Genomic DNA, 25,256 nt, shown 5'->3' with positions numbered 1-25,256 from the left:
GCGACTCGGATTGGGCAACCTGTTGGCAAAAGCGGGATGCACACCTATTCCCCGCTTGCCGCCGGCCAACAGTCTTCAACAATCTTTCTAAGTATCTAAGAGAGGATAAGGGAGTGGCTTCAAGCCAGGGCGGACTGATCGACAAACCGCTGCTCGCCGTGCTGCGCGGAGAACGCCGAGACCCGTCGCCAGCATGGATGATGCGGCAGGCGGGACGCTACCTGCCGGAGTATCGCGCGCTTCGGGCCGACAAGGGCGGGTTCCTCGACCTCGTCTACGATCCTGCCTGCGCGGCCGAGATCACGCTGCAGCCGCTGCGCCGGTTTGCGCTCGATGGCGCGATCCTGTTTTCGGACATTCTGATCGTGCCGTTCGCCCTGGGTCAGAACCTGACCTTTGTCGCCGGCGAGGGACCCCGCCTGTCGCCGCCGCTTAAAGGGGCGGCCTTGGAGGACCTGCAGCCGCACTTAGGGCGCCTGGAGCCTATCTATGAGACCGTCCGGCAGGTGAAGGCGGCCCTAGCCCCACAGACCACCTTCCTAGGCTTCGCAGGGGCTCCCTGGACGGTTGCGACGTACATGGTGGCGGGCGAGGGCAGCCGCGAGCAGGCGGATGCGCGGCTGCTGGCCTACCAGGACCCAGGCCGGTTTGCGGCGATCATCGACGCCATTGAGGAGACCACGCTGATCTACCTCATCGGTCAGGCCGATGCGGGTGTGGACGCGGTGCAGATTTTCGACAGCTGGTCGGGCAGTCTGGCGCCGGCCGAGTTCGAGCGCTGGGTGATCGCGCCGACCGCGCGGCTGGTCGCGCGGCTAAAGGCCAAGCGCCCCGGCCTGCCGGTGATCGGCTTCCCTAAGGGCGCCGGCGGCAAGCTTGCGGCCTACGCGCGGGAGACGGGCGTGGATGCGCTCGGCCTCGACGAGACGGTTGATGCCGCCTGGGCGCATGCCAGCCTGCCGCCAGGCTTGCCGGTTCAGGGTAACCTGGACCCGTTGGCGTTGATCACCGGCGGCGAGGCATTGGAAACGGCGGTGGCGCGGATCCGCTCGGCGCTGCATGACCGGCCGCACGTGTTCAACCTCGGCCACGGCATCCAGCAGACAACGCCGATTGCCCATGTCGAACGGCTGATGGAACTGCTAGGCAAGGCACCCGGAGGGGTGCTGTAGATGACGTTCTTCGACGCTTACGTCGGCTGGCTCGGCAACGCCTACCCGTGGGTAAAAGCGGCGCACCTGACCTTTGTGATCTTCTGGATGGCCGGCCTGTTCCTGCTGCCCCGCTTCTACGTCTATCACCATGCGACTCCGCCCGGCTCGGCGGAGGATCGCGCCTGGATAGAGCGGGAGAACCGCGCGCGATCGATCATTCTGACACCGGCAATGCTGATCGTGTGGGTGCTTGGGCTGATGCTGGCCTTTCACCTTGGTGCCTGGGGCCAGGGCTGGTTCAGCGCCAAGCTGGCACTGGTGGTGGCGCTGACCGGCTATCAGGGTTGGATGGGCGCCTATGGCCGCAAGCTCGCGTCGGGCGCTCGGCCGCTGGAGAATCGCACACTGCGGATCATGAACGAGATTCCGGGCATTGCCGCGGCGGTCATCGTCGTACTGGTGATCGTGAAGCCGTTTTGAGCTTGCAGGGGTTGCAGCGCGGCACCATGTTGACTTGCGGGCAACGGAGCCATAACCCGGTCGCATACGGCCGCACCGGCCCGTAGCCCTCCTTCCTCCAGCCGGTGCGAGCGCTTCCAAGCAGCTCCCTTCAGTCGTCCGGCTGTTCAATCTTCCAAATTCAGGTCCGCATCGATGCACCTCAAGGAACTTAAAAAGAAAACTCCGGCCGAACTGGTCGCCCAGGCCGAGGAAATGGGCGTCGAGGGCGCCAGCACCCTCCGCAAGCAAGACCTCATGTTCTCTATCCTCAAGGTTCGCGCCGAGAGCGGGGCCGAGATCATGGGCACCGGCACCATCGAGGTGCTGAATGACGGGTTCGGCTTCCTGCGCAGCCCCGAGGCTAACTATCTGGCGGGCCCCGACGACATCTACGTCACACCGCAGATCGTCCGTCGCTTCGGCCTGCGCACCGGCGACACGGTTGAAGGGGAGATCCGCGCCCCAAAGGACGGCGAGCGTTATTTTGCGCTGACCCGCGTCACCCAGATTAATTTCGACGAACCCGACCAGGTTCGTCACCGGGTCAACTTCGACAATCTCACGCCGCTCTATCCAGATGCCAAGCTGCGGCTCGACACGCTTGATCCGACGATCAAGGACAAGAGTGCGCGGGTGATCGACATCGTCGCGCCGCTCGGCAAGGGCCAGCGCGCGCTGATCGTAGCGCCGCCGCGGACCGGCAAGACCGTACTGCTGCAGAACATCGCGCGCGCGATCACCGACAACAATCCCGAGGTCTTCCTTATCGTCCTGCTGATTGACGAGCGGCCGGAAGAAGTCACCGACATGCAGCGTTCGGTGAAGGGCGAAGTCATTTCCTCGACCTTCGACGAGCCGGCATCACGCCACGTGCAGGTGGCGGAAATGGTAATCGAAAAGGCCAAGCGCCTGGTCGAGCACAAGAAGGATGTGGTGATCCTTCTGGACTCGATTACTCGCCTGGGCCGCGCCTACAACACGGTGGTGCCGAGCTCGGGCAAGGTCCTGACCGGTGGTGTCGACGCCAACGCGCTGCAGCGGCCCAAGCGCTTCTTCGGCGCCGCCCGCAACATTGAGGAGGGCGGCTCCTTGTCAATCATCGCCACCGCGCTGATCGACACCGGCTCCAAGATGGACGAGGTCATCTTCGAGGAGTTCAAGGGCACCGGCAACTCGGAGATCGTGCTCGACCGCAAGGTGGCGGATAAGCGCATCTTCCCGGCGCTGGACGTCGGCAAGAGCGGCACCCGCAAGGAAGAGCTGCTGGTGGAGCAGAACATCCTCACCAAGATGTGGGTTCTGCGTCGTATCCTGATGCAGATGGGCACGGTCGACGCCATGCAGTTCCTGCTCGACAAGATGAAGGACGCGAAGAGTAACGAGGACTTCTTCGCCAGCATGAACCAGTAAGGCTGGACCCGGGCTTCGGCCCGGGTACAGGTAGCCCACATGCCAGCGCTCGATTTCGCCGACGTCCTCACCTCAGCCGGTCTGCTGACGCTGGCGCAGGTCATCCTCATCGACCTGACGATGGCCGGTGACAACGTCATCATCATGGGCACGATTGCCGCTGGTCTGGACCCGCGCGAGCGGCGGCGGGTGATCCTGCTTGGCGTGGCGCTAGCGCTCGTGTTCCTGGTCAGCTTCGCGCTGTTGGCGACCTGGCTACTTCACATCACGGGTCTGCTGCTTGCCGGTGGCTTGCTGCTGCTGTGGGTGGCCTACAACATGTATCGGGAGCTGAGGCCCGCGGAAGTCGAGGTTACGGAAGACCTCGATGCGGTGCCGACCCACCCGGTGGCAAAGAAGAGCTTTCTCGCAGCCGCTCTCCAGATCACGCTGGCCGACCTTAGCATGAGCCTCGACAACGTGATCGCGGTCGCCGGCGTGGCCCGCGAGCATCCGACGGTGCTGCTGTTTGGTCTGGCGCTATCCGTTACCCTGATGGGGCTGGCGGCCAACTACGTCGCCCGGCTGATCCAGCGATTTCATTGGATCGCATGGGTGGGCCTGGTCATCATCCTGTACGTTGCCCTGACCATGGTCTGGGAAGGTGCGTGGGAGGTCTGGCCACTGCTGCGCACGTGAGGCCGGCTAGGCTCGACAAGTGCGGCATAGGTCTGGAAAAGAGCAAGGTGCCCGGCGTGCGTTTGCACATGTCAGGCCTTAGCCAGACAGCCACAGGACCGCACCTTGCTCGACTTGATCTTCTCCGCCGTTGCCGCTTCTGCCGGGTTCGGTTCGCCCGCCGACATCTGGCAGTCCATCGTCGCGGATTTCTCAAACATCACTGATGCAAGTGCACTTTCTGCATTCGTGCAGGTCCTGATGATCGACTTGGTTCTGGCGGGGGACAATGCGATCGTAGTCGGCGCACTGGCTGCCGGCCTGCCCGCCGATCAACGTCGCAAGGTGATCCTGATTGGCGTCCTGGCTGCGTTGGTGCTGCGCATCGGCTTCGCTCTGATTGTCTCTCAACTCCTTCAGATCGTTGGCCTAATTCTTGCCGGCGGTTTACTGCTTCTCTGGGTCGCCTGGAAGATGTGGCGGGAGCTGCGGCACGGTGGCGAGAGCCCCGGCTCCGCCGAGGTCGCGGGTGATGAGCATAGCGGCCTCAGGCCAGCCAAGAGCTTCGCCGCCGCGGCGTGGGCGGTGGCCGTGGCCGACGTCAGCATGAGCCTGGATAACGTTCTGGCCGTAGCGGGTGCCGCCCGCGAGCACCCAGGCATCCTGATCGTTGGCCTGATACTTTCCGTCGCGCTGATGGGTATCGCGGCCAACCTTATCGCTCGTTACATCGAACGGTACCGCTGGATCGCCTACGTCGGGCTGGCCGTGATCCTGTGGGTCGCCGCCAAGATGATCTGGGAAGGCGCGCATGACGTGCACCCCGTCCTTGTCACTGCCCTTGGCTAGACAGCTGGAGACCATCTTCGCGCTTTCCAGCGGCCAGCCGCCTGCTGGCATCGGGGTGGTGAGGATCAGCGGTCCAGATGCCCACGCCGCGGCTGGGCGGCTGGCGGGGACGCTGCCGGAACCCCGGCGCGCTGCGCTGCGCCAGCTCCGCTCGTCGACCGGAGAGTTGCTCGATGAAGCCTTAGTGTTGCGCTTCGACGCCCCGGCCAGCGCGACAGGGGAAGATTTGGTGGAGCTTCATTGTCACGGCGGGCGCGCGGTCATCGGCGCCGTGCTTGTTGCGTTGGACGAGCTGGACGGATTGCGGGAAGCGCGCCCGGGCGAGTTCACGCGGCGCGCGCTGGAGCATGGCCGCGTCGACCTGACTGAAGCGGAAGGGCTCGCCGACCTTCTGGAGGCTGAGACCGAGCAGCAGCGTCGCGCCGCGCTTGCGGTCGCGGGAGGAGCGCTCCGACGTCAGGTCGAGACTTGGCGCTCGCGATTGGTGAGCCTGTCCGCGCAGGCCGAGGCGGCCATCGATTATGTCGGTGATGATGAAACCGACATGGATCTTGGCGGACTTCACGCCGCCATTGAAGAGTTGGCGGCCGAGTGGCGGGCGTGGCTGGCACGGCCTGCGATGGAGCTGTTGAGGGACGGCGTGCGGGTCGTGCTGGCGGGTCCGCCGAACGCTGGCAAGTCGAGCCTCCTCAACGCGCTGGTAGAACATGACAGGGCAATCGTGTCCGACGTCGCCGGTACCACGCGCGACGTCATCGAAGTACCTGTGGCATTCGGCGGCGTTCCGCTGGTGCTGGTCGATACCGCAGGGCTTCACTCGTCGGCGGATGCTATCGAGCGAATCGGAGTAGGCCTCGCCGAGCGGGAAGCCGCGAGTGCCGATATCTTATTATGGCTGGGGGACGCTTCGGACTGCCCGGTTCATTCCACCAAGCTCCTCATCCACGCTCAGTCAGACCGACGGCCTAATCCGCGGCCTGGCAGCGTGTCGTTGTCTGCGGTCACCGGGGCGGGACTCGCCGAACTGCGGGAGATCATTGCTACGACTGCACGATCATTGCTGCCGCGCGAGGGGGATTTGGTGCTTAATCGGCGGCAAGCTTCCCTCATCGGTGAGGCTGCGGAAGCGTTGTTGGCCTTGCCGGATGACCTCGTCCTGATGGCGGACAGCCTCCGGGTTGCTCGCGAGGCGCTCGACCGCCTGACTGGACGCACCGGCGTCGAAGACGTGCTCGACGCTTTGTTCGGGAGGTTCTGCCTCGGCAAGTGATGTTCCACGTGGAACATCGTGCTAGGGGCGGGCGCATGTTCGACGTACTCGTAATCGGAGGCGGGCACGCCGGCTGCGAAGCTGCTGCGGCAGCGGCGCGTCGCGGCGCGTCCGTGGGTCTGGTCACCTTAGATGCCAGCAACCTTGGTCAGATGAGTTGTAACCCGTCCATTGGTGGTGTGGGTAAAGGCCACCTCGTCCGCGAGCTGGACGTATTCGACGGCTTGATGGCGCGGGCTGCCGATGCTGCGGCAATTCACCGGCGCATGCTCAACCGCAGCAAGGGGCCCGCCGTATGGGGGCCGCGAGTGCAGGCCGACCGGGCGACTTTCTCAAGTTCAATCCGCTCACAACTGAAACTCGCGAAAGTTCAGCTCCTCCTTGGCGAGGTAGCCGAGCTCCGTATCGAAAATGGAAAGGTGACGGGGGTCACCTTCGTGGACGGCGCGACTTTAGGGTGCCGAGCCGTGGTGATCGCAACCGGCACTTTCCTGGCCGCGAGCATTCACATCGGTGAGGTTACCAGCCCGGCTGGCCGTCGAGGTGAGCAGGCGGCTCACCGGTTGGCACGCCAGGTGAGGCAGTTTGGCCTTGGGCAAGGACGCTTGAAGACCGGCACACCTCCGCGGCTCAATGGACGGACCATCGACTGGGCACGACTGGCAGAGCAGCGCAGCGACCAGGATTGCTGGTCAATGAGCGCACTTCCCGACAACCCGCCCTTACCGCACCTTAGTTGCGCGATCACGCGGACCAACGCCCACACGCACGAGATCATCCGTGCGGCGCACGATCGCTCGCCGCTGTACTCGGGTGCAATCGAGGGGCGCGGCCCGCGGTATTGCCCATCGATTGAAGACAAGGTTCGCCGGTTCGGTGATCGGGACGGGCATCAGATCTTCCTTGAGCCTGAGCAACTCGGTACCCCGCTGGTCTACCCGAACGGTATCTCGACCTCGCTTCCACAAGACGTGCAACTTGCCTTCGTGCGTTCGATCGTCGGTTTGGAGCGAGCGGAGATCACCCAGCCCGGCTATGCAGTCGAGTACGACTTCGTCGATCCCCGTCGGCTTCGGTCGACCCTTGAGGTGAAGGACGTCGGCGGCCTGTATCTTGCAGGTCAGATCAACGGGACGACTGGGTATGAGGAGGCCGCCGCACAGGGCCTGACGGCCGGTCTCAACGCTGCTGCTCATGCGCGTGATTTGCCCCCGGTGAGCTTCGATCGGCGCACCAGCTATGTCGGTGTCATGATCGATGACCTGACGCTTCAGGGCGTAACCGAGCCGTACCGGATGATGACCGCGCGTGCCGAGTACCGGCTGGCCTTGCGCGCCGACAACGCAACGACGCGGCTCGGGGCGAGTGCGCTCGCTGCCGGATGCGTCGGGCAGTCACGGCGAGCACAAATTGAACAGCACCTTGAATCTCGAACGACACCGGCCTTTGCCGGAACCGACGAGGGACGAGCCGACGCCTTATATGCGCCTTACCTTGCACGACAGGAGCGGGAGTGGGCAGCCGTGCAAGCAGGAGCCACGACATCCATCCCCGCTGACCTGAACTACGGTGACATCCCGGGCATCTCGCACGAGATGGCTGAGCGCCTCCTTACCGTCCGACCTGAGACACTCGATCATGCCTCTCGCATCTTGGGCGTCACGCCGGCTGCCCTATCCGCCCTGCACCTCGCCGTGGCGCGGAGAGCAGCGTGACCAGTACGCACCTGCTTCCTGAACTTGATGTTCCACGTGAAACATACGCGAAGCTTGTTAGGTACGTGGAGCTGCTGGCTTCGGAGAGCGAGCGACAGAACCTCATTGCTGCATCGACGATGGACCAAGTGTGGGATCGCCACATACTGGACAGCGCGCAGCTACTACGATTTGCGAAGCCGCAGGCAGACTGGATCGATGTAGGATCGGGCGCGGGGCTGCCCGGCCTTGTGCTTGCGATCCTCGGCGTGCGATCCATTACACTAGTCGAACCACGGCGGCTGCGGGCCGACTTTCTGATCCGGTGCGCTGATGCGCTCGCGCTTACCAACGTCCGGGTTGTGATGGACAAGGTCGACCGGTTCTCCGGCCGGGCGGATGCAGTCACGGCTCGCGCGGTGGCCCGGACAAGCAAGCTGCTCGCCATGACTCACCACCTGTCGCATCCTGGCACCGTCTGGGTGCTTCCAAAGGGCCGGTCAGGCCAGATGGAACTGGCAGAGGCACAGCAGTCGTGGCAAGGTCGCTTCCGAGTGGAGCCGAGCATCACGCAGGGGGACGCGGTGATCATCGTGGCTTCCGACATTCAGCGGAAGGGGCGGGGATGATCCGGATTGCAGTGGCCAACCAGAAGGGTGGCGTTGGTAAAACGACTACCGCGATCAACCTCGCCACTGCGTTGGCCGCGACTGGCTGGCGCGTGCTCCTGCTCGACCTGGATCCACAGGGCAACGCATCGACCGGCCTGGGGGTCGCCCATGCTGCACGCGAGCGGTCCAGTTATGACCTGCTGATCGGCGAGGCAGAAGTTTGTGAGGCAGCGGTTCAGACGCGAGTGCCGCGTCTGGAACTTGTGGCTGCGACGCAGGACCTGTCTGGCGCCGAAGTGGAGCTCGTCGAGTTCGACCGCCGTACTCATCGCTTGGCTGACGCGCTTGATCGTGCACCGCCAGGTCGGTGGGATATCGTGCTGATGGACTGTCCGCCGTCGCTCGGTTTGCTGACCGTCAACGCCCTGGTCGCCGCTAAGCAGCTGCTGGTACCGTTGCAATGCGAGTTCTTTGCGTTGGAAGGGCTGAGCCAACTGCTGCAGACGGTTGAGCGTATTCGCAGCAGGTTCAATCCGGACCTCGGTATTCTCGGCGTTGCGCTGACCATGTTCGACCGCCGCAACAGCTTGTCGCGGCAAGTCGCTGAAGACGTACGGGCCTGCCTCGGCCCGGCGGTGTTCGAGACGGTGGTGCCCCGCAACGTCCGGTTGTCGGAGGCACCTAGCCATGGTCTACCCGCACTGATCTACGACCTGCGCTGCAGCGGCAGCGAGGCGTATGTGCGCCTTGCCAAGGAGCTGATGGAACGCCTGCCGCGTCCGCAGGAAGTTGAGGCGGCATGAATGAACATCGTCAACGCGGTTTAGGCCGGGGGTTGTCCGCCCTGCTCGGCGATGCTCCGGCCGAATCGGAGCCGCCGCGCGGTAACGTGCGCGAGATCGACATCGCTGCAATCCGTCCAAACCCGCAGCAGCCACGCCGTCACTTCGCCGAGGAGGCCATCGCGGAGCTAGCGGAGTCGATTGCTACCCGCGGGGTGCTCCAGCCGATCCTGGTGCGGGACCTGCGCGACGGGCATTACGAGCTCGTTGCCGGTGAGCGGCGCTGGCGCGCATCCCAGCGGGCCCGACTGCATAAAATTCCGGCGATCGTTCGTGAGTTCGACGCTGCGGCTACGGCCGAAGTGGCCTTGATCGAGAACATCCAGCGCGAGGATTTAAATGCGCTGGAGGAAGCCGATGCCTATGCGCGGCTGATCGACACCTATGGCCACACCCAGGAGGCCTTGTCGGGGCTCGTTGGCAAATCCCGCAGCCATGTCGCTAACCTGTTGCGATTGCGGGACCTTCCGGAGTTTGTTCAGCAATCGCTGATGCGGGGCGAACTTAACATGGGTCACGCCCGCGCGATCGCCACCGCGGAGAACCCCGAGGCTCTGGCCAAGGAGATTATCGCCAAGGATCTGTCGGTGCGCCAGGCCGAACAGCTCGCTAAGGCCGCCCGTCCAGGCGCGGCCCGCGGTGCTGGGCGAGGCGCCTCTACCTCTGGGGCGGGCGCGCAGGACGCCGACGTGGCCGCCCTCGAGCGGCAACTTGGCGACGTGCTCGGTCTGCGGGTCAAGATTGCCGCCAAGGGAGCCAGCGGGACCGTCAGCCTGAACTTCTCGAGTCTCGACCAGCTCGACCTCATCTGTCAGCGACTGTCCGGCGAGCCGATCTGACCCTGGTCGTTAGTGGCCGCGGGCGCGTGCCACCTGCAGCAGTTCCGCGCCGAGCGTCGCCAGCCCAGTTGGCGTAGTGCCGCCCTGCAGCAACCGGCGTTCCACCGCGGCAAGCCGGCTGAGGACCTGAGCCAGGCGCTCACTGCTCCAACCGGTCAGCATGCGCTGCACAAGCGGCTGATCCTTCCAGAATATCGCCTTGGTGACCGCCTCGGGGGGCTCACCGGCGTCCAGCCGGGCGCGCAACGGCGCCAATTGCAGAATGCGGCGTTGTAGCGCCCTGACCACCGGGATCGGTTCGGTCGTGGTCTCATCTAAGACGCCGAGTTCGTCTGCCAGCCGGGCTAGGTTGCCCGCCAGCGCCAGGTCGCCTGCACGGCCGACATTGCTGTCCGGGGAGCCGGCCCCGAGCAGGTCAATAAGGTCTGCCTTGAGTTCCTTCGGGTGGTCGGCGTCAGCCTGAAGGTACAAGGCGTATTTCGCGAGCTCCTGCCCGATCACCGCCTGATCATTGAGGGCCGCAGCGGCGATGTACGCACCGACGTCGGTGCCGATGCGCAGGCCATGCCGGCGGCCGAGTTCCGCCACCAGGCGCGGGGCATTGCGCGCATCCGGCATGTAGGAGCAGTGGGTAAGGACGGCGGGGTGGGCGTCCGCGAACTTGAGCAGGCCGGACGTCTTGCGCAGCGCGCCGGCAATGGCGACGGCGGAATGCTCCACGGCCGGCGCCGCCACGAGCGCTTCGACGGCGGAGAGCACCTCTTCCCCGGCCGGCTCGATCCACAGCAGGCGCGGGCCACCGAACATGGAAATGGCGCCCGCTTCGTCGGCCAGCGCAGCCGGATCCGAACGCAGCTGGGCGGAGGCGAGAACCTGCTTCTCGGCCCTCAGAGCGGCGAGCAGCCGGCCGGCCAGGGCGCGCGAGCCGGCTTCATCTTCGCCATACAGCAGGTAGAAGCGAACCTGCGGATCGGGCCGGTCGACCGTGCGGTCGATCGCGCCCTTGGCGACCTTCACGGCTGCGCGCCTGTGCGATTGGCGAACAGCCCTAGGCGCGCGACTATCTGGTCGGCAACGATCTGGCTAAGGCGCTCCGCAGCGGTCTGCTCGGCGGCAACCGTCGCATATTCGCTACTGACCACGTCGATGCCGGCGTCGGAGCCGGCCGTTGCATCGAGCACCACCGCGCCGTTGGCGAGGTCAACAAGGCGGTAACGCGCGCGCAAGGTGCGGCGTTCGCGGGTCACGGCCGCGTCGCCGCGAATGCCATAGCCTTCGATGTCGTCGTCGAGCTCGACTTCCAGGCGGTACCGAGCGGCGCTACCCTGCGGCTCGCCCAGCCGGTCCACAAGCGCGGTGCGGACCAGCCAACCCGTCTGGCCGGCGATTGGCTGGACCGTGACCGAGCGAAGCACTTGTGCCACCGGCCCGGCCGCGCCGCCGGCGTAGAGCGGGCGCAGGCCGCAGCCGGACAGGGCGGCAGTGCACAGCAGCAGGGCGGCGAGACGGGTCACAGGACGATGTTCACCAGCCGGTCCGGCACTACGATCACTTTCTTCGGCTCGGCCCCGGCGAGCAGCCGCGCCACCTTCTCGGCGCCGAGCGCCTGCGCCTGCAGCATTTCCCGGGTCAAACCGCGCGGCGCAGTGAGCGTGTCACGCAGTTTGCCGTTGACCTGCACGGCGATGGTCACCTGGTCGTCGACCAACAGGGCCTCATCATGCTCCGGCCAAGGTTGGTCGGCGATGAGGCCCGAGCCGCCGCATTGAGCCCAAGCCTCCTCCGCCAAGTGCGGCGCCATCGGCGCGACGAGCTTGAGCAACGTCTGAACTGCCGCGGCGCGGTCCGCGGAAGGCTTCGCCTTTTCAATCGCGCTGGTCAGTTCATAGAGGCTTGCGACCGCCTTGTTGAACTGCAGGCCATCGAGCGCTTGTCCGACCGCCGCGACCGTCTTGTGGAGCCGGCGGCGCAGGTCGGAATCTTCATGAGCAGTCGAGGCGCCAGGCTGGGCGAGGCGCCACACCCGCTGCACGAATCGGGCTGCGCCCTCAATCCCACCGATCGACCATTCCAAGTCACGCTCTGGCGGCGAATCGGACAGCATGAACCAGCGCACCGCGTCCGCGCCGTAGCGATCCACGATGGTGTCCGGATCGACGACATTCTTCTTCGACTTGGACATCTTCTCGACGCGGCCGGCGGTGACCGGATGGCCTGACTCAATGTGGACCCAATCGTCCCCATCGCGCCGTACTTCCCCCGGACTGAGCCAGCTGCCGTCGCCCGCCCGGTAGGTCTCGTGCGTGACCATCCCCTGGGTGAACAGGCCCTTGAAAGGCTCCTGCACCGATAGCCGCCCAATCCGTTGCAGCGCGCGAGTCCAGAAGCGGGCGTAGAGCAGGTGCAGGATCGCATGCTCTACACCGCCGATGTACTGGCCGACGGGCAGCCACGCCTCTGCTTCAGCCTGGTCAAACGGACGATCGCCGGGCTGGGAGGAGAAGCGGATGAAATACCAGCTGGAATCGACAAAGGTGTCGAGCGTGTCAGTCTCACGCCGCGCCGGCGAGCCGCAGGACGGGCAGTCGACTTTGCTCCATGCCGGATGGCGATCGAGCGGATTGCCGGGCACGTCGAAGCTAACGTCCTCGGGCAACACTACCGGCAGATGCGCGCGCGGCACGGGGACCGCCCCGCACGCCTGGCAATGGATAATGGGGATCGGCGTGCCCCAGTAGCGCTGGCGGCTGACGCCCCAGTCACGCAGACGGTACTGAGTGACGCCGCGGCCCCAGCCGGCTGCCTCTGCCCGGCGGATGATCTCGGCCGCCGCCGCGGGCGTTGCCATGCCGTCAAGAAACTTTGAATTGACCGCCACGCCCGCGCCCGTTTCCGCTTCCGTCACCGCCAGACCGGCGTCCGCAATGCTGGCAGCAACCACACGGCGGATTGATAGCTTGTACTTGGTGGCGAACTCGAAATCTCGGGCGTCGTGGCCAGGCACGCCGAACAGGGCGCCGGTGCCGTAATCCATTAAAACGAAGTTCGCGATCCACACCGGAAGGCGCCACGACGGATCAAGCGGATGGGTGACCTCCAGCCCGGTGTCGAAACCGAGCTTTTCCGCCGTTTCGATCTCAGCCGCCGTAGTGCCACCCTGGCGACAGCGAGCAATGAACTCGGCCGCGTCCGGGCGGTCGGCCGCCAGCGCCTCGGCGATCGGGTGACCGGGCGAGATGGCAACGAAACTGGCGCCGAAGATAGTATCCGGGCGGGTGGTGAACACCTCAATCTCGCCTGCTCCATCGGCTCGAGCAAAGCGGAACTGCAGGCCGCGGCTCCGGCCGATCCAGTTTTCCTGCATCAAACGGACCTTATCGGGCCACTGGTCAAGGGTGCCCAATCCGTCGAGAAGCTCCTCCGCGAAGTCGGTGATCCGAAGAAACCACTGGTTGAGCTTGCGCCGCTCCACCGCCGCGCCCGAGCGCCAACCGCGGCCGTCGATCACCTGTTCGTTGGCGAGGACAGTCATGTCGACCGGGTCCCAGTTGACCTCGGACTCCTTCCGGTAGACGAGCCCCGCCTCGAACAGGTCGAGAAACAGCGCCTGCTCATGGCCATAATAATCGGGTTCGCAGGTGGCGAGCTCGCGGCTCCAATCGAGCGCGAAGCCGAGGCGCTTCAGCTGGGCGCGCATGGTCGCGATATTCTCGCGGGTCCACGCGCCCGGATGCACCTTCTTCTCCATGGCCGCATTCTCGGCCGGCATGCCGAATGCGTCCCAGCCCATCGGGTGCAGCACTTCGAAGCCCTGCATCCGGCGGTAGCGGGCGAGCACGTCACCCATGGTGTAATTGCGCACATGCCCCATGTGGATGCGCCCCGAGGGGTAGGGGAACATCTCCAGCACGTAGGACTTGGGCTTGGCGCTTGCGCTGTCCGCGCGGAAGCACCCGTCGCGCTCCCACCGCTCCTGCCAGCGGGAGTCGCTCGCCGCCGGGTCGAAGCGATCGGTCATGCTTGCTCCGTGGGCTTAGCCGGCGATGGTGCCGCGACGGATGTCGCGGGCCCGGGTGAGAATGATGTCTTCCAGCTTCTGCACGGTGGCGGCGCTGACCGGGGCGTCGACCCACTGGCCGCCCTGGTTGACCTGGCGGCTGGCGGCGACGCGCAGGGCATCGGCCCGAAGCTCCTGGTCGAGAATGGAAACTGTCAGCTTGACCCGCTCGCCCGGCGCGTTCGGATTGGCGTACCAGTCGGTGACGATCACGCCGCCGTTGCTGTCGGCGGTGATCAGCGGAGCGAAGCTGAGCGTGTCAATGGCCGCGCGCCACAGGTAGGTGTTGACCCCGATTGAGGTCAGGCGGGCCGGCGCCAGCCGGGTCGGCGCGTCGCGGTTGCGCGTGCAGCCAGCGGCGAGCAGCGCAACCGGGATCAGCGCGGCGGTAACAATCTTGCGGACCATCGGAGATTCCTGCCTTGGAACGGAGCGGTTGAGCGGCGTTATAGATGGTCGCGCAAGAGGGGCAAGCGGGCCCGCGCAACGGCACTTTTGTGGATTCAATGTCACATAGCGGCACGAACTGGGCACCGTCGTGGAACATTCATCTAGCCGGGGCTATATCCTCTTCACAGGAAGAGTGGCGCGAAGATGAATTGGGGCGTGAACAGCAAGCGGAACGCTGCCGTGGCATTGGCCGCGGCCAGTCTGCTGCTGCCCGCGTCGGTTGTGATCGCAGCGCCCGCCGCCAAGAGCGGCAAGCCGCCCGCCGTCGCGGTCAGCTTCGAGCGCAGCTTTACTCCGGCCCAGGCCGATCCGCGGCTCGCGGCCGCCCTCGCCAGCCGTCCGGCACTCGCCAGCGACTTCGGTTTCACGCCGGCCGCGGCGAAGCGCCGGCCGAGCCAGGTGCGGGTCGCCGTGCGGGCGCGCGCCAACACGCCGGTGCAGGCAGCGCTTCAGGCCCGCGACGTGGCTACCCACCCGGTCAGCGAGGGTGTCAGCCTGGCACCCGCCAGCTATAACCTTGGTGTCGCCGTGGGCTGGCGCCGCTTCGCCGTTACCGGCGATGTCGCCAAGGCCAAGGCCGAAACTCCCGCGCTGGGCAGCCGCGAGGGCGCTACTGTCGGTGTCAATTATAACCTTAGCAGGTTCACCGGACGGGTCGCCGCCAGCGCCGATCGGACCGATCGGCAGGTCGCGGCTTTAGCCAGCAGCAACAGCTATGCGCTGGATGTCGGCGGCGCGTACAACATCTCGAACCGGGTCGCGGTGACCGGCGGCGTCCGCTACAGAATCGAGCGCGAGAAGCTGGCTACCTTCTCTGACCAGCGTCGCGACAGCCAGGCGGTCTACATCGGAACCGCGTTCAAGTTCTAGCTGAAGGGTTGAGCGCGGCGCCGACGACACGAAAGCGTGGACGGAGCGGCGCGATGCGCGGCTGAAGGCCGGCCAGTTTCGCGCAGCCACGACTACCGCCTGCCTCTTCAATTGAGCCAAGCATCGACACCGGCCCAACCCGCAAAGCCCAATCGCTGGAGCTTGGGCCACTTCCGCGCATCCATCCCGCCGAGCGCATAGGCGGGCACCCCAGCGATGCGCGCTAACCGCGTGGCGTTCTCCGCACCCAAAGCTGGCGCACCAGGGTGGGAGCGGGTCGGATATATTGGCGAAACGAACACCAGCGCCGCGCCGCTTGCCGCCGCGTGGAGGGCCTCTGCCTCCCCGTGCACCGAACGCGACGAAGGCAACTCCAGTTGATCACCAACGGGATTATGCACCAGGTCGGCTCCCACCTCGCGCGCCAGAACCGCGTCGCGGGCGATTCCGAGCGTTAGCCCGCGCCGCTGCGCCAGTTCCGCCACCCGCCGCGCCAGCAGCAGGCGTTCGTCAGCCGGCGTGACATGATGTCGGAACATGACGCCACCACCGAAATCCGCAACGGCCGCAAGCGCGTCCCACAGGCGATCGGCCAGACGCTCATCAGTCATCAGCCAGGCGGTAGGCCAGCGTTGCGTGGTCATGCGCCGGGCTATAGCAGCGCGGCGTGACCGACGCTCCCTCCCGCCTTCAACAGATCCGCGACGGCATTGCGGCCGCTGCCCGGGTTGCACGCCGCGACGCCGATGAGGTGACCCTTGTTGCCGTGTCTAAGACCCGCCCCGCTGAGCAGATTGCCGAGCTGATGGCGGCGGGCCAGCGCGATTTTGGCGAAAGCCGGGTCCAGGAAGCGCAGGCAAAGTGGCCCCAGCTGCGGGCCGCCTACCCCGACGTGCGCCTGCACTGCATTGGGCGGCTGCAGTCGAACAAGGCGCACGAAGCGGTGGAGCTGTTTGACGTCGTCCACTCGCTGGACCGGACGAGCCTGCTCGACGGACTTGTGCAGGCCGGCGAGCGCATCGGGCGCTTCCCGCAGGTATACGTTCAGGTGAATATCGGCGAGGAGAAGCAGAAGGGCGGCATCGCGCTGGACGAGCTGCCGGCGTTCCTCGACCAGGTCCGCGCATCGCCGCTGCCGCTGGCCGGCCTGATGTGCATCCCGCCGGCCGGGCCTGAGCCAGCGCCGTTCTTCGGGCTGTTGGCGAAGCTCGCGCGGCGGCACGACGTGGCGGGGCTCAGCATGGGCATGAGCGGGGACTATCGGGCAGCCGTGATGCTCGGGGCGACGGCGGTGCGGGTCGGGACGGCCCTCTTCGCAGAATGACGCCTCAGGCCAAGTGGCCGCTCTTGGCCCGCTTGGTGGCGAGATAATCGGCATTGTGCGGGTTCGCCGGCATGTGGTGAGCGACCCGCTCGACCACGCGGATGCCGGCATCCTCCAGACCGCGCACCTTGCCCGGATTGTTGGTCAGCAGGCGCACCTCGTGCAGTCCAAGCGCCCGCAGCATCGCCGCCGCCAGCGCATAATCCCGCTCGTCGTCGGCAAAGCCGAGCCGCTGGTTGGCCTCGACCGTATCGAGGCCGCGATCTTGCAGCTGGTAGGCACGAATCTTGTTGGCGAGACCAATGCCGCGGCCCTCGTCTCGTAGGTAGAGCAGCACGCCGGCGCCCTCGGCGGCGATCAGCTTGAGCGCAGCGTGCAACTGCGGTCCGCAGTCGCACTTGAGGCTGCCGAACACGTCCCCGGTCAGGCACTCGCTGTGCAGCCGGACCAACGGTGCGCTGCCGGCAGGGGCGCCGATCACTACCGCCGGATGCTCGCTGCCGTCCTCCGCCGCCCGGAAGACGGCGATCTGGGTATCGGCGTCGATGCCGTCGATCGGCAGGCGAGCGCGGGCGGCGAGAGTGACGGCGGTGCGGCGGCGGGCGGCAAGGACGAGACCGGCTGCGATCTCGACGTCAGGCTGGCGTTCTCCCCCGACCCATAGCGCAGGCAGCAGCCCGGCGAGGCGGGTCAGGACCACTGCAGCGAAGGAGTCGGTCGGCGTTCGTAGCGGAAGCGGCTGCAGCGGTCCGGCCGGGCCGCGGCTGAAGTCCAGGCTGGGATCAACCAGCCGACGCACCGCGGCTTCGTCCAGCCACGGGCTCCGCTCGATCAGAACCGGGCGATGCGGGTCGGCGGCCTCGCGCGCCTGGGCAAGGCCGAGCGCCGCCGCCCGTTCGCCGCTGATCAGGAGTTCGCCGCCGCCGTCCGCGCCCGTCTCCACGGATGTGATTGCCAGGGTGCCCACCCGCACCGGGCGGCCAGCCTTGAGCGCGTTGATGGCCGCCCGAACCTCGCTCAAAGCGACAGCTCGACCACCAGCGGTACGTGGTCGGATGGCTTCTCCCACGCGCGGCACGGCTCGTGCACGGCATGGGCAGTCGCCTGCGGAGCAAGGCTGGGGCTGGCCCACATGTGATCGAGCCGGCGCCCGCGGTCGTTGCGCGTCCAGTCGGGCGAGCGGTAGCTCCACCAAGTAAAGCAACGCTGCGGCGCGGGGATGAACTGCCGGCCAAGGTCGACCCAGCCGTGCGCCGATTGCAGTGCGCCCAACGCCTCCACTTCGATCGGCGTGTGACTGACGACATCCAGCAGCGCCTTGTGGCTCCACACATCGCATTCCAGCGGTGCCACGTTGAAGTCGCCGACGATCAGGGTCGGCTCCCTCAGGCCCTCCGACCAGCGAGTCATGCGCCCTATAAAGTCGAGCTTCTGCCCGAACTTGGGATTAACGGTGCGATCGGGCACGTCGCCACCCGCGGGCACGTAGACGTTCTCCAGCCGAACGCCGCCTGGCAGGCGGACGCCGATGTGCCGCGCCTCGCCATTGTCCTGCCAGTCATGCGCGCCATGCTCTTGCAGCGGGACGCGCGACAGGATGGCAACGCCGTGGTGCATGCGTTGGCCGTTCAGCGCATGATGGGTGTAGCCCAGCCGGTTGAACAGGTCGGCCGGGAAGACGTCGTTGTGCGCCTTGGTTTCCTGCAGGCAGAGGACGTCAGGCGACTCCTCGCACAGGAATCGCTCCACGATGATGGCGCGCGCACGGACCGAGTTGATGTTCCAGGATGCAATCTTGAGCGTCGTCACGCCATGTCCCTAGCCGCTCACAGGCTCGATACGCAAAGGCCCCCGCTCCGGGGGCATGGAGCGAGGGCCGACCAAGCGTTCGTCACGCGAGGTGATCGCCATGCGCCCGGGTAACAGGGGGAAACCCCGGCTCAGCCAGCGATCGGGATTCCCATTAAGCGAACGCGCCTGTCGGGGAGATGAACAGTTGCACTTTAGATACAGGTTTTCTCTTTTTATTTCCGGCGCTTGGGCTCCGCGTAGGTGAACGCGCCATCGGGCACGGGTACGTTGTACCGCTGGCCGTCCAGCTTCACCGTGGTACGCTTGTTCTGCGCGTCAATCGCGGTCCAGCCCTCCAGCTGCAAGCCGCCGGGCGCGGTCCCGTTCTTGGCGAAGGCCAGGATGATGGTGCCGAACTCGGGTCGCCGTGCGTCCCGCGCACGGACCAGCACCACCCGCGGGTCGCCCGAGGCAATGGTACGGGCGATGCGGTTCAGGTTCGGCTGCGGCGACAGCAGGACCGACAGAGGCGAGTTGGCGATGCCCCAGCTCGATTTCTGACCAACGTCATAATCGATGAAGGTCAGCCGCTTGCCGTCCGCCACCATCAGCATGTTGGCCCCGCTTCCATAGGCGAAGCGCACCTTTCCGGGACGCTTGAGCTGCAGTGTGCCTCGAAGCGAGCGATTGCGCTGGTCGGTCTGTATGAAGTTGGCACTGAGCGACTGAGTGGCGGCGAGCGAGCGTTGTACCTGGGCAAGCCCGGCGTCGCTTTGCGCCAGTGCTACGCTGCCAGTACCGCCTAGCGCAACGGCAGCCACGAACGCGAGAAAGCGCGCGGAGCGGATAATGAAGATCATGGTCACTCCTGACGAGAGGTTCACCGCGTGGGTGGCAGTCGGCCATTGAATGCGCTCTGAACTGCCCGGTTCCGAGCCGTTCAGGTCGCCGCCGGCGTTCAGAGCGGGTGCCCGTCCATGTCCATCAGCACCTCGCGCCGGCCCACATGGTCGGGCTGGCCGACCCGGCCGTCCTTTTCCATTCGCTCGATTAGCCGAGCGGCGGAATTGTACCCGACCCGCAGCTGCCGCTGGAGGTAGGAGGTGGACGCCTTCTGGCTCTCCGCAACGATCTGGATTGCCTTGCGATAGAGCTGCGTGTCGGGATCGTCGTCGCCCTCCGGCGCCCCGTCGAGCAGGTAGCCGCCGTCCTCCGGCTCCTCGGTGACCGCCTTGATGTAGTCGGGCGTCCCCTGCCGCCGCCAATGCTCGGCGATGCCCCGGACCTCCTCGTCGCTGACGAACGGCCCGTGCACGCGCAGGATCTGCTTGCCCCCGGGCATGTAGAGCATGTCGCCCTTGCCCAGCAGCTGCTCGGCGCCCTGCTCGCCAAGAATGGTGCGGGAGTCGATCTTGCTGGTCACCTGGAAGGAGATGCGTGTCGGCAGGTTGGCTTTGATGACGCCGGTGATGACGTCCACCGAGGGCCGCTGAGTCGCCATGATCAGGTGGATACCGGCGGCGCGCGCCTTCTGAGCCAGGCGCTGGATCAGGAACTCGACCTCCTTGCCGGCGGTCATCATCAGGTCGGCGAGCTCGTCCACAACCACCACGATCTGCGGCAGGACCTCATATTCGAGCTCTTCCGTCTCGTAGAGCGGCTGGCCGCTGTCGGCGTCGTAGCCGGTCTGCACACGCCGTCCGAGCTTGGTCCCGCGCGCCTTGGCGTCCAGCACCTTCTCGTTGAAGCTCTTAAGCGCACGGACGCCGAGGCTCGCCATCATGCGATAGCGCTCCTCCATCTGCTCCACCGCCCACTTCAGCGCGCGGATAGCCTTGGCCGGTTCGGTGACCACCGGCGACAGCAGGTGCGGGATGTCGTCGTAGACGCTTAGCTCCAGCATCTTGGGATCGATCATGATCATCCGGCACTCGTCGGGCGTCAGCCGGTAGAGGAGCGACAGAATCATGGCATTCAGGCCGACCGACTTGCCCGAGCCGGTGGTGCCGGCGACCAGCAGGTGCGGCATGGGGGCGAGGTCGGCAATCACCGGATCGCCGGCGATGTTCTTGCCCAGGATGAGCGGCAGGCTCATCCCCTGGTCCTCGAAGGCTTGGCTTGCGATCAGCTCGCGCAGGGAGACCATCTCGCGCTTCTGATTGGGCAGTTCGATGCCGATGACGCTGCGGCCAGGGATGGTTGCCACGCGCGCGGATAGTGCCGACATGTTGCGTGCGATGTCGTCGGCCAGCTGGATGACCCGGCTCGCCTTGATGCCGCTCGCTGGCTCCAGCTCGTACATCGTCACGACAGGGCCCGGGCGCACCTCGACGATGTCGCCACGCACGTGAAAGTCCTCCAGCACGCTTTCCAGCAGCCGCGCGTTGCGCTCGAGACCTGCCTTGTCGACCTGCTGGCGGCCGCTCTCCGGCGCTGCGGTGAGCAGGTCGATCGGCGGCAGCTGGTAGCTGTCCCCCAGCGCTAGATTCTGTTGCTGGCCCCGCGCCGCACCCTTGTCCGCCTTGCCCCTTGCGGGCTGCAGCGCGCCGGACGGTTCGGACACCGCAACCTCCGGACGGGAACGAGGCGGTGCCGCGAGCGCCTCCTCCGATCGCCGTGCACGCGGCTCTGCAGTCTTGCGCGGCTTGACCGGCCGCTCAGAACCCTCCGGCCGGCGGAAGCGGTCGGCGAGCCACCCTCGCTCGTCCTCCCGCAGGCCGAGTGCCAGGCCACCAAGCGCCAGCCCGGCCAAGCCAAGTATAACGATCAGCGCCAGGCGAACCGGCGCGGCGATCGCCGGATCACCGATCTGCTCAAGCCCGAACTCGATCCCATGCGCACCGGCCAGGCCCAGGGCGCCGCCCCAGCCGCCCGGTAGGCCGGACACGGCGGAGCCGGCGGTCAGGCCAAGCGCGCCGCCCAGCAGCACGGCGCCAATGCTGCCGACCAGCAGGGCCCGTCCGATCCGACCGGCCGACTGGCCGCGCAACAGGCGCACGCCGGCAAGACCGATGACCGGCAGCAGGAGCAGGGACCCAATCCCCAGGAAGAGTAGCAGGACGTCACTGGCAAAAGCCCCGGCGCTGCCGAGCCAGTTCTCGGCCGGGCCACCGGCGGCGGTGCTCCAGCTCGGGTCGGTCGAGCGGTGCGTGAGCAGGGCCACCGCCAGCGCCAGGCTCAGCGCGAGGAGCAACCCGCCGAACGTGCGCAGCGTAAATTGACGCACCGTGTCCGCCAGCCGGTCGCGCCAGTCGGGCTCCAGGTCGCGCCGCTGCGCCCGTCCGGCCACCGTTGCCATGTTCTCAAATCCCCGCACCCAAATGATGACGTCATTGTGCCTGAGCGCGGAGTCCGGGGTCAAGGACGGCCCAGCGGCCGCATTGCGATTCACCGGAGGGAGTGACAGAGCGTCGCCATGACCCGAGCAGACGTGATCATCCTTGGCGGCGGCTTGGTCGGGCTGGCGCTGGCCGCCGCCCTCGACAGCAGCGGCATTTGGAGCATTGTTGTCGATCCCGCCGATCCCGACCTCCGCAAGGATGCGAGATTCGACGGGCGCACCAGCGCGATCTCGTCCTCGTCGATGCGGATGTTCCAAGCGACCGGCGTGGCGAACCACTTTCCCGAGCCCGGTAGTCCCATCCGGCAAATACAGGTTGCCGACGGTCTCGCGCCCGGCGGTCTGACGTTCGAGGCGGAGCCCGACGAGCCGCTCGGCCACATGCACGAGAACCGGCATCTTCGAGCCGCGCTGCGGGCGCGGGCGGAAGCGGGGCACTCCATCAACTTGCTGTGGCAGAGCCAGGCTGGAGCCATTGAGCGGGGCGAGCATGGCGTGGCGATCCGGTTGCAGGACGGGCGGGAGCTGCAGGCCCCGCTGCTGGTCGTCGCCGAAGGCCGCAATTCGCCGACCCGCGAGGCAGCCGGGATCCGTCTCGCCCGCTGGCAGTACGACCATGCCGCAATTGTGTCGACGCTGGCGCACGAATTGCCGCATGACGACGTGGCCTACGAAATCTTCTTCCCCTCCGGCCCGTTCGCGCTGCTGCCGATGAGCGACCTTGCCGACGGCGGCCATCGCTCCGCGATCGTCTGGTCGGTTCCGCGCACCGACGCGGCCGGGTGGATGAGCCTGTCGGACGCAGACTTCGCGGCCGAGGCGCGAGTCGCCATGGGCGGGTTCCTGGGCGCCGTGCGGATGGTGGCGCCGCGTTCGACCTATCCGCTGGGCTTCCACCATGCGGCTCAGATCACCGCCGAACGGCTGGCGCTGGTCGGCGACGCGGCGCACGCCTTGCATCCGATCGCAGGGCAAGGCGTCAACGTCGGCTTTCGCGATGCCGCGGCGCTGGCCGAAGTGCTAGTCGATGGCGCACGCCTGGGGCTGGACCTTGGCGACGCCCAGCTGCTCGCCCGCTACCAGCGCTGGCGGAGCCTCGATACCTTGTCCGTCGCTCTGGCGACGGACAGCCTCACCCGCCTTTACGGGATCCCGGGCCGAACGGCCTCGGCGGTGCGCCGATTTGGCATGGGCCTGGTCGACCGCCTGGGGCCGCTGAAGGACAAGCTCAACGGCGAGGCACGAGGAACCAGCGGGGACCTGCCGCTGCTGCTGCGCGGCCTGCCGATCTGAGACTTAGTGCAAGCGCGGGCTCGCGTCGCCGCCGCCGACCGCCATGCGCAGAAATTGCATCAATTGGACCAGCAAGTCGGCTCGGTCGGCCAGCGCGGCAGCTTCGAGCAGTGCCTGCTTGGCACCGAAGTCGAATGGCGCGACCTGCGCGATGGCGTTGACCAGCATCTCGTCGTCGAGCCGGTTCACGGCGTCCCAGTCGACCGTCAGGCCCATGGCGTCGCCCAGGCGCCGCGCTTCCCGTTCCACCTCCGCCCGCTGCGCCAGCCCGAGCGGCTCCGGCTCCGTATCGTCAAACGCGTCCGCGTCGACGTCGGCTTGCCGATAAGGGGTTCCAACATCCGCTTCCGCGATCAGCTTGAAACGACTGGAGCCCTGCAGCACGACATTGAACCGCCCATCTTCCAGTTCCTCCATGCCGACGATCTCGCCAACGCAGCCGACGCGGTACAACGGCGGATGCTGCGGATCGTCCCCGGACCCGAGCGGCTGAATCATGCCGATCCGCGCCGCCCCCGCCGAAGCGTCCTCGATCATTGATCGATAGCGCGGCTCGAATATGTGCAGCGGAAGTTGGGTGCGCGGGAACAGGATCGCGCCGCCTAGCGGAAAGATCGGCAGCCTCAGCGGCGACCCGCTCATGTGAACAGCAACGCTGACAAGCGCCGGCGCTGGTTACGCGCCCACGGATCCTCCAGCCCGCTGGCCTCGAGCAGCTGCAGGAAACGGGTCCGGGCGGCACCATCGTTCCATTCGCGGTCCCGCCGAATGATCTCCAGCAGCGCATCGGCGCCGCCGTCTCGGTCGCCGGACGCCATTTTCGCGCCGGCGAGCTCATAGCGGGCCTCATGGTCGTCCGGATTGGCGGCGATCCGCTGTTCGAGCTCCGCAGTTTCTCCGGCCGGTGCCGCGCCGGCGAGCGCCAGCGCCGCCCGTGCCCGGGCGATCGCCGGGTCCTTCGCCCCCTCGGCGGACGCCCCGTCGAGCAGCGCTGCGGCTTCGTCGGCCCGGCCTTGCGCCAGCAGCGCGCGTGCTAGGCCGCCGACCACCTCCGGATGCTCAGGCGCCATCTCGGCGATCTGGCGGAAGATGTTCTCGGCGCGGGGCGCATCGCCGCCCTCCAGCACCTCCTCGCCCATGGCGATCAGCGGGTCGATCTCCGCCTCTAGCGCCTGCTCCTCGCCGCTGACGCCCAATTGGCCGATCAGCTGGTCCAGCACGCGCTTCAGCTGCCCCTCGCTGCGATAGGGCGTGAGGTCGGCCACCGGCTGCCCGCCGAAGAAGGCGTAAACCGTCGGGATGGACCGGATCTGGAACTGGGCGGCAATCACCTTGTCGTTATCGACGTCCACCTTGACCAGCTTGACGCCCTTGCTCGCATAGTCGGCCGCAACCTTTTCCAGCACTGGGCCGAGCTGCTTGCATGGGCCGCACCATTCCGCCCAGAAATCCAGGATCACGAGCGACGTCATGGAGGGCTGCAGCACCTCGCTCTGGAACTTGGCGATCGCTTCGCGCTCGTCGGGGCTGAGACCCAGTGTGGCCACGTGAAAACCTGTCCTGCCGTGAATAAGACAGGGCGCATATGAGCGCCGGGGAGGCGAGCCGCAAGGTTGGGCGGAGAAGGGGTTGCGTGCCCCACGCACCCCTGCTAGCTGCGCCGCCTCACCCGGCCGGTATCTCCGGCCTGACGCCAGAGCGGGCGTAGCTCAGGGGTAGAGCACAACCTTGCCAAGGTTGGGGTCGAGGGTTCGAATCCCTTCGCCCGCTCCAGCGGTCCCTATTCGGGTACCACCAGCAAGATCGTCGAAACGCCTGTCGAGGCGTCGTCCAGACGTAGCTGCGTGGCGCGAGCGGCGCAGGCGCCGCGCTCATCCACACGCCAGCGCAGCGGCGCCGATCCTTGGTCAGGGCGGAGAGAGAAGCCGGCCGGCGGCCCGGCGACGCACAGCGTGTCGCTGTTCGCCTGCCACGCCCGCGGCGCCACGCTGACCCGGATGGAAAGGGACGTGCTCGATGTCGGGCCAAGTCGCCCATCGGCGGCCAGCGCCGTTCCGTTCGTCATCAGCACCATGGCGGCCATTGCCGCCCGAGCCGCGCTGCGCATCATGTGCACCTCCAGCAGCCCCCCGCCCATCATAGAAGAGCAGCAGGGTTTACGCGTCGCTAACCATTATTCTTGTAACGCTTGCCCATCGATTCGGCTGCCTGCGGAAGGTGAACGACCTTCTTTGGCGAAGCCGGAAGCCAGCCTTTTCAGCGGCCTGGCAACGATAAGGAGCGTGATTGAGACTAATTTAACCG

Annotated in this window: 25 protein-coding genes and 1 tRNA gene; 14 read left to right on the top strand and 12 right to left on the bottom strand. The window is 66.5% G+C overall.

What is annotated here, in order from left to right:
- Positions 1–113 precede the first annotated feature (113 nt).
- The 10 genes from hemE (at position 114) to OMW55_RS07915 (ending at position 9,827) form a co-directional block, all read left to right on the top strand.
- On the top strand, positions 114–1,172 hold the full coding sequence (gene hemE, locus OMW55_RS07960) for a uroporphyrinogen decarboxylase (RefSeq protein WP_264882234.1): 1,059 nt from the start codon (positions 114–116) through the stop codon (positions 1,170–1,172).
- A complete protein-coding gene (locus OMW55_RS07955; protein ID WP_264882233.1) occupies positions 1,173–1,634 on the top strand; it encodes a CopD family protein in 462 nt (153 codons plus the stop codon).
- A 174-nt stretch (positions 1,635–1,808) separates the two neighbouring features.
- The gene (gene rho / locus OMW55_RS07950; RefSeq protein ID WP_264882232.1) at positions 1,809–3,065 is read left to right on the top strand and encodes a transcription termination factor Rho; all 1,257 of its coding nucleotides are present in this window, start codon (positions 1,809–1,811) and stop codon (positions 3,063–3,065) included.
- A 39-nt stretch (positions 3,066–3,104) separates the two neighbouring features.
- The gene (locus OMW55_RS07945) at positions 3,105–3,743 is read left to right on the top strand and encodes a YjbE family putative metal transport protein (RefSeq protein WP_264882231.1); all 639 of its coding nucleotides are present in this window, start codon (positions 3,105–3,107) and stop codon (positions 3,741–3,743) included.
- Positions 3,744–3,848: 105 nt separating this feature from the next.
- Positions 3,849–4,571, top strand: coding sequence for a YjbE family putative metal transport protein (locus tag OMW55_RS07940; RefSeq protein ID WP_264882229.1), 723 nt, complete (start codon positions 3,849–3,851; stop codon positions 4,569–4,571).
- The gene (gene mnmE, locus OMW55_RS07935; RefSeq protein ID WP_264882227.1) at positions 4,564–5,841 is read left to right on the top strand and encodes a tRNA uridine-5-carboxymethylaminomethyl(34) synthesis GTPase MnmE; all 1,278 of its coding nucleotides are present in this window, start codon (positions 4,564–4,566) and stop codon (positions 5,839–5,841) included. The genes OMW55_RS07940 and mnmE overlap by 8 nt, the downstream gene beginning before the upstream one ends.
- A complete protein-coding gene (gene mnmG, locus OMW55_RS07930) occupies positions 5,841–7,556 on the top strand; it encodes a tRNA uridine-5-carboxymethylaminomethyl(34) synthesis enzyme MnmG (RefSeq protein WP_407822127.1) in 1,716 nt (571 codons plus the stop codon). The genes mnmE and mnmG overlap by 1 nt, the downstream gene beginning before the upstream one ends.
- Entirely contained in the window at positions 7,553–8,164 is a 612-nt protein-coding gene (gene rsmG, locus OMW55_RS07925; protein WP_264882224.1) for a 16S rRNA (guanine(527)-N(7))-methyltransferase RsmG, read from the top strand. Before mnmG ends, rsmG begins: the two co-directional genes overlap by 4 nt.
- A complete protein-coding gene (locus OMW55_RS07920) occupies positions 8,161–8,949 on the top strand; it encodes a ParA family protein (protein ID WP_264882222.1) in 789 nt (262 codons plus the stop codon). Before rsmG ends, OMW55_RS07920 begins: the two co-directional genes overlap by 4 nt.
- Complete coding sequence (locus OMW55_RS07915) at positions 8,946–9,827, top strand: ParB/RepB/Spo0J family partition protein (protein WP_264882220.1); 882 nt, start codon at positions 8,946–8,948, stop codon at positions 9,825–9,827. Before OMW55_RS07920 ends, OMW55_RS07915 begins: the two co-directional genes overlap by 4 nt.
- 9 nt (positions 9,828–9,836) lie before the next feature.
- On the opposite strand, the gene holA is transcribed toward OMW55_RS07915, so the two are convergent.
- The 4 genes from holA to OMW55_RS07895 are packed head-to-tail and all read right to left on the bottom strand — an operon-like array spanning position 9,837 to position 14,292.
- Positions 9,837–10,844: a DNA polymerase III subunit delta gene (gene holA, locus OMW55_RS07910; RefSeq protein ID WP_264882218.1), complete on the bottom strand. Its 1,008-nt coding sequence runs from the start codon at positions 10,842–10,844 to the stop codon at positions 9,837–9,839.
- Positions 10,841–11,341: an LPS assembly lipoprotein LptE gene (gene lptE, locus OMW55_RS07905; protein WP_264882216.1), complete on the bottom strand. Its 501-nt coding sequence runs from the start codon at positions 11,339–11,341 to the stop codon at positions 10,841–10,843. The genes holA and lptE overlap by 4 nt, the downstream gene beginning before the upstream one ends.
- A complete protein-coding gene (gene leuS / locus OMW55_RS07900; RefSeq protein WP_264882214.1) occupies positions 11,338–13,845 on the bottom strand; it encodes a leucine--tRNA ligase in 2,508 nt (835 codons plus the stop codon). The genes lptE and leuS overlap by 4 nt, the downstream gene beginning before the upstream one ends.
- Positions 13,846–13,860: 15 nt before the next feature.
- The gene (locus OMW55_RS07895) at positions 13,861–14,292 is read right to left on the bottom strand and encodes a DUF3576 domain-containing protein (RefSeq protein WP_264882211.1); all 432 of its coding nucleotides are present in this window, start codon (positions 14,290–14,292) and stop codon (positions 13,861–13,863) included.
- A 186-nt stretch (positions 14,293–14,478) separates the two neighbouring features.
- Here OMW55_RS07895 and OMW55_RS07890 point away from each other — a divergent pair, with 186 nt between their 5' ends.
- Entirely contained in the window at positions 14,479–15,204 is a 726-nt protein-coding gene (locus tag OMW55_RS07890; RefSeq protein WP_264882208.1) for a porin, read from the top strand.
- A gap of 107 nt (positions 15,205–15,311) precedes the next feature.
- Here the strand turns inward: OMW55_RS07890 and OMW55_RS07885 are convergent, their stop codons facing one another.
- Positions 15,312–15,848, bottom strand: a complete 537-nt coding sequence (locus OMW55_RS07885; protein ID WP_264882207.1) for a thiamine phosphate synthase — start codon at positions 15,846–15,848, stop codon at positions 15,312–15,314.
- Positions 15,849–15,871: 23 nt separating this feature from the next.
- Between OMW55_RS07885 and OMW55_RS07880 the strand changes: the two genes are divergently transcribed.
- Positions 15,872–16,528, top strand: coding sequence for a YggS family pyridoxal phosphate-dependent enzyme (locus tag OMW55_RS07880; protein WP_264882205.1), 657 nt, complete (start codon positions 15,872–15,874; stop codon positions 16,526–16,528).
- A 4-nt stretch (positions 16,529–16,532) separates the two neighbouring features.
- Here OMW55_RS07880 and ribA read toward each other — a convergent pair whose 3' ends face one another.
- The 4 genes from ribA to OMW55_RS07860 all read right to left on the bottom strand — a co-directional run bounded on the left by ribA (position 16,533) and on the right by OMW55_RS07860 (position 21,617).
- Complete coding sequence (ribA, locus tag OMW55_RS07875; protein ID WP_264882202.1) at positions 16,533–17,549, bottom strand: GTP cyclohydrolase II; 1,017 nt, start codon at positions 17,547–17,549, stop codon at positions 16,533–16,535.
- Positions 17,546–18,337, bottom strand: coding sequence for an exodeoxyribonuclease III (locus tag OMW55_RS07870; RefSeq protein WP_264882201.1), 792 nt, complete (start codon positions 18,335–18,337; stop codon positions 17,546–17,548). Before OMW55_RS07870 ends, ribA begins: the two co-directional genes overlap by 4 nt.
- A gap of 215 nt (positions 18,338–18,552) precedes the next feature.
- Complete coding sequence (locus OMW55_RS07865) at positions 18,553–19,179, bottom strand: LolA family protein (RefSeq protein ID WP_264882199.1); 627 nt, start codon at positions 19,177–19,179, stop codon at positions 18,553–18,555.
- Between the two features lie 98 nt (positions 19,180–19,277).
- Entirely contained in the window at positions 19,278–21,617 is a 2,340-nt protein-coding gene (locus tag OMW55_RS07860; protein ID WP_264882197.1) for an FtsK/SpoIIIE family DNA translocase, read from the bottom strand.
- Between the two features lie 117 nt (positions 21,618–21,734).
- Between OMW55_RS07860 and OMW55_RS07855 the strand changes: the two genes are divergently transcribed.
- Entirely contained in the window at positions 21,735–22,952 is a 1,218-nt protein-coding gene (locus tag OMW55_RS07855) for an FAD-dependent monooxygenase (protein WP_264882195.1), read from the top strand.
- Positions 22,953–22,955: 3 nt separating this feature from the next.
- Here OMW55_RS07855 and OMW55_RS07850 read toward each other — a convergent pair whose 3' ends face one another.
- Positions 22,956–23,594 (bottom strand): LON peptidase substrate-binding domain-containing protein, encoded by a 639-nt coding sequence (locus OMW55_RS07850; RefSeq protein WP_264882193.1) that lies wholly within the window; start codon positions 23,592–23,594, stop codon positions 22,956–22,958.
- Entirely contained in the window at positions 23,591–24,499 is a 909-nt protein-coding gene (locus OMW55_RS07845) for a tetratricopeptide repeat protein (protein WP_264882192.1), read from the bottom strand. The genes OMW55_RS07850 and OMW55_RS07845 overlap by 4 nt, the downstream gene beginning before the upstream one ends.
- A 151-nt stretch (positions 24,500–24,650) precedes the next feature.
- On the opposite strand from OMW55_RS07845, the gene OMW55_RS07840 reads away from it, so the two are divergent.
- A tRNA-Gly gene (locus OMW55_RS07840) sits at positions 24,651–24,725 on the top strand.
- 7 nt (positions 24,726–24,732) lie between these two features.
- Here the strand turns inward: OMW55_RS07840 and OMW55_RS07835 are convergent.
- Positions 24,733–25,062, bottom strand: coding sequence for a hypothetical protein (locus tag OMW55_RS07835; RefSeq protein WP_264882190.1), 330 nt, complete (start codon positions 25,060–25,062; stop codon positions 24,733–24,735).
- Positions 25,063–25,256: the final 194 nt, after the last annotated feature.

Source organism: Sphingomonas arvum, from assembly GCF_026013565.1.
Taxonomy (GTDB): domain Bacteria; phylum Pseudomonadota; class Alphaproteobacteria; order Sphingomonadales; family Sphingomonadaceae; genus Sphingomicrobium; species Sphingomicrobium arvum.
Note: the sequence above shows the minus strand (reverse complement) of the source record. Positions and strands in the feature narration are given on the sequence as shown.

Bases quoted from the DNA above. Each gene is read 5' to 3' on its own strand.
- OMW55_RS07955 (WP_264882233.1), top strand. From the start codon at position 1,173: ATGACGTTCTTCGACGCTTACGTCGGCTGGCTCGGCAACGCCTACCCG.
- rho (WP_264882232.1), top strand. From the start codon at position 1,809: ATGCACCTCAAGGAACTTAAAAAGAAAACTCCGGCCGAACTGGTCGCC.
- OMW55_RS07945 (WP_264882231.1), top strand. From the start codon at position 3,105: ATGCCAGCGCTCGATTTCGCCGACGTCCTCACCTCAGCCGGTCTGCTG.
- mnmG (WP_407822127.1), top strand. From the start codon at position 5,841: ATGTTCCACGTGGAACATCGTGCTAGGGGCGGGCGCATGTTCGACGTA.
- OMW55_RS07920 (WP_264882222.1), top strand. From the start codon at position 8,161: ATGATCCGGATTGCAGTGGCCAACCAGAAGGGTGGCGTTGGTAAAACG.
- OMW55_RS07915 (WP_264882220.1), top strand. From the start codon at position 8,946: ATGAATGAACATCGTCAACGCGGTTTAGGCCGGGGGTTGTCCGCCCTG.
- leuS (WP_264882214.1), bottom strand. From the start codon at position 13,845: ATGACCGATCGCTTCGACCCGGCGGCGAGCGACTCCCGCTGGCAGGAG.
- OMW55_RS07895 (WP_264882211.1), bottom strand. From the start codon at position 14,292: ATGGTCCGCAAGATTGTTACCGCCGCGCTGATCCCGGTTGCGCTGCTC.
- OMW55_RS07890 (WP_264882208.1), top strand. From the start codon at position 14,479: ATGAATTGGGGCGTGAACAGCAAGCGGAACGCTGCCGTGGCATTGGCC.
- OMW55_RS07885 (WP_264882207.1), bottom strand. From the start codon at position 15,848: ATGACCACGCAACGCTGGCCTACCGCCTGGCTGATGACTGATGAGCGT.
- OMW55_RS07865 (WP_264882199.1), bottom strand. From the start codon at position 19,179: ATGATCTTCATTATCCGCTCCGCGCGCTTTCTCGCGTTCGTGGCTGCC.
- OMW55_RS07860 (WP_264882197.1), bottom strand. From the start codon at position 21,617: ATGGCAACGGTGGCCGGACGGGCGCAGCGGCGCGACCTGGAGCCCGAC.
- OMW55_RS07855 (WP_264882195.1), top strand. From the start codon at position 21,735: ATGACCCGAGCAGACGTGATCATCCTTGGCGGCGGCTTGGTCGGGCTG.
- OMW55_RS07850 (WP_264882193.1), bottom strand. From the start codon at position 23,594: ATGAGCGGGTCGCCGCTGAGGCTGCCGATCTTTCCGCTAGGCGGCGCG.
- OMW55_RS07835 (WP_264882190.1), bottom strand. From the start codon at position 25,062: ATGATGCGCAGCGCGGCTCGGGCGGCAATGGCCGCCATGGTGCTGATG.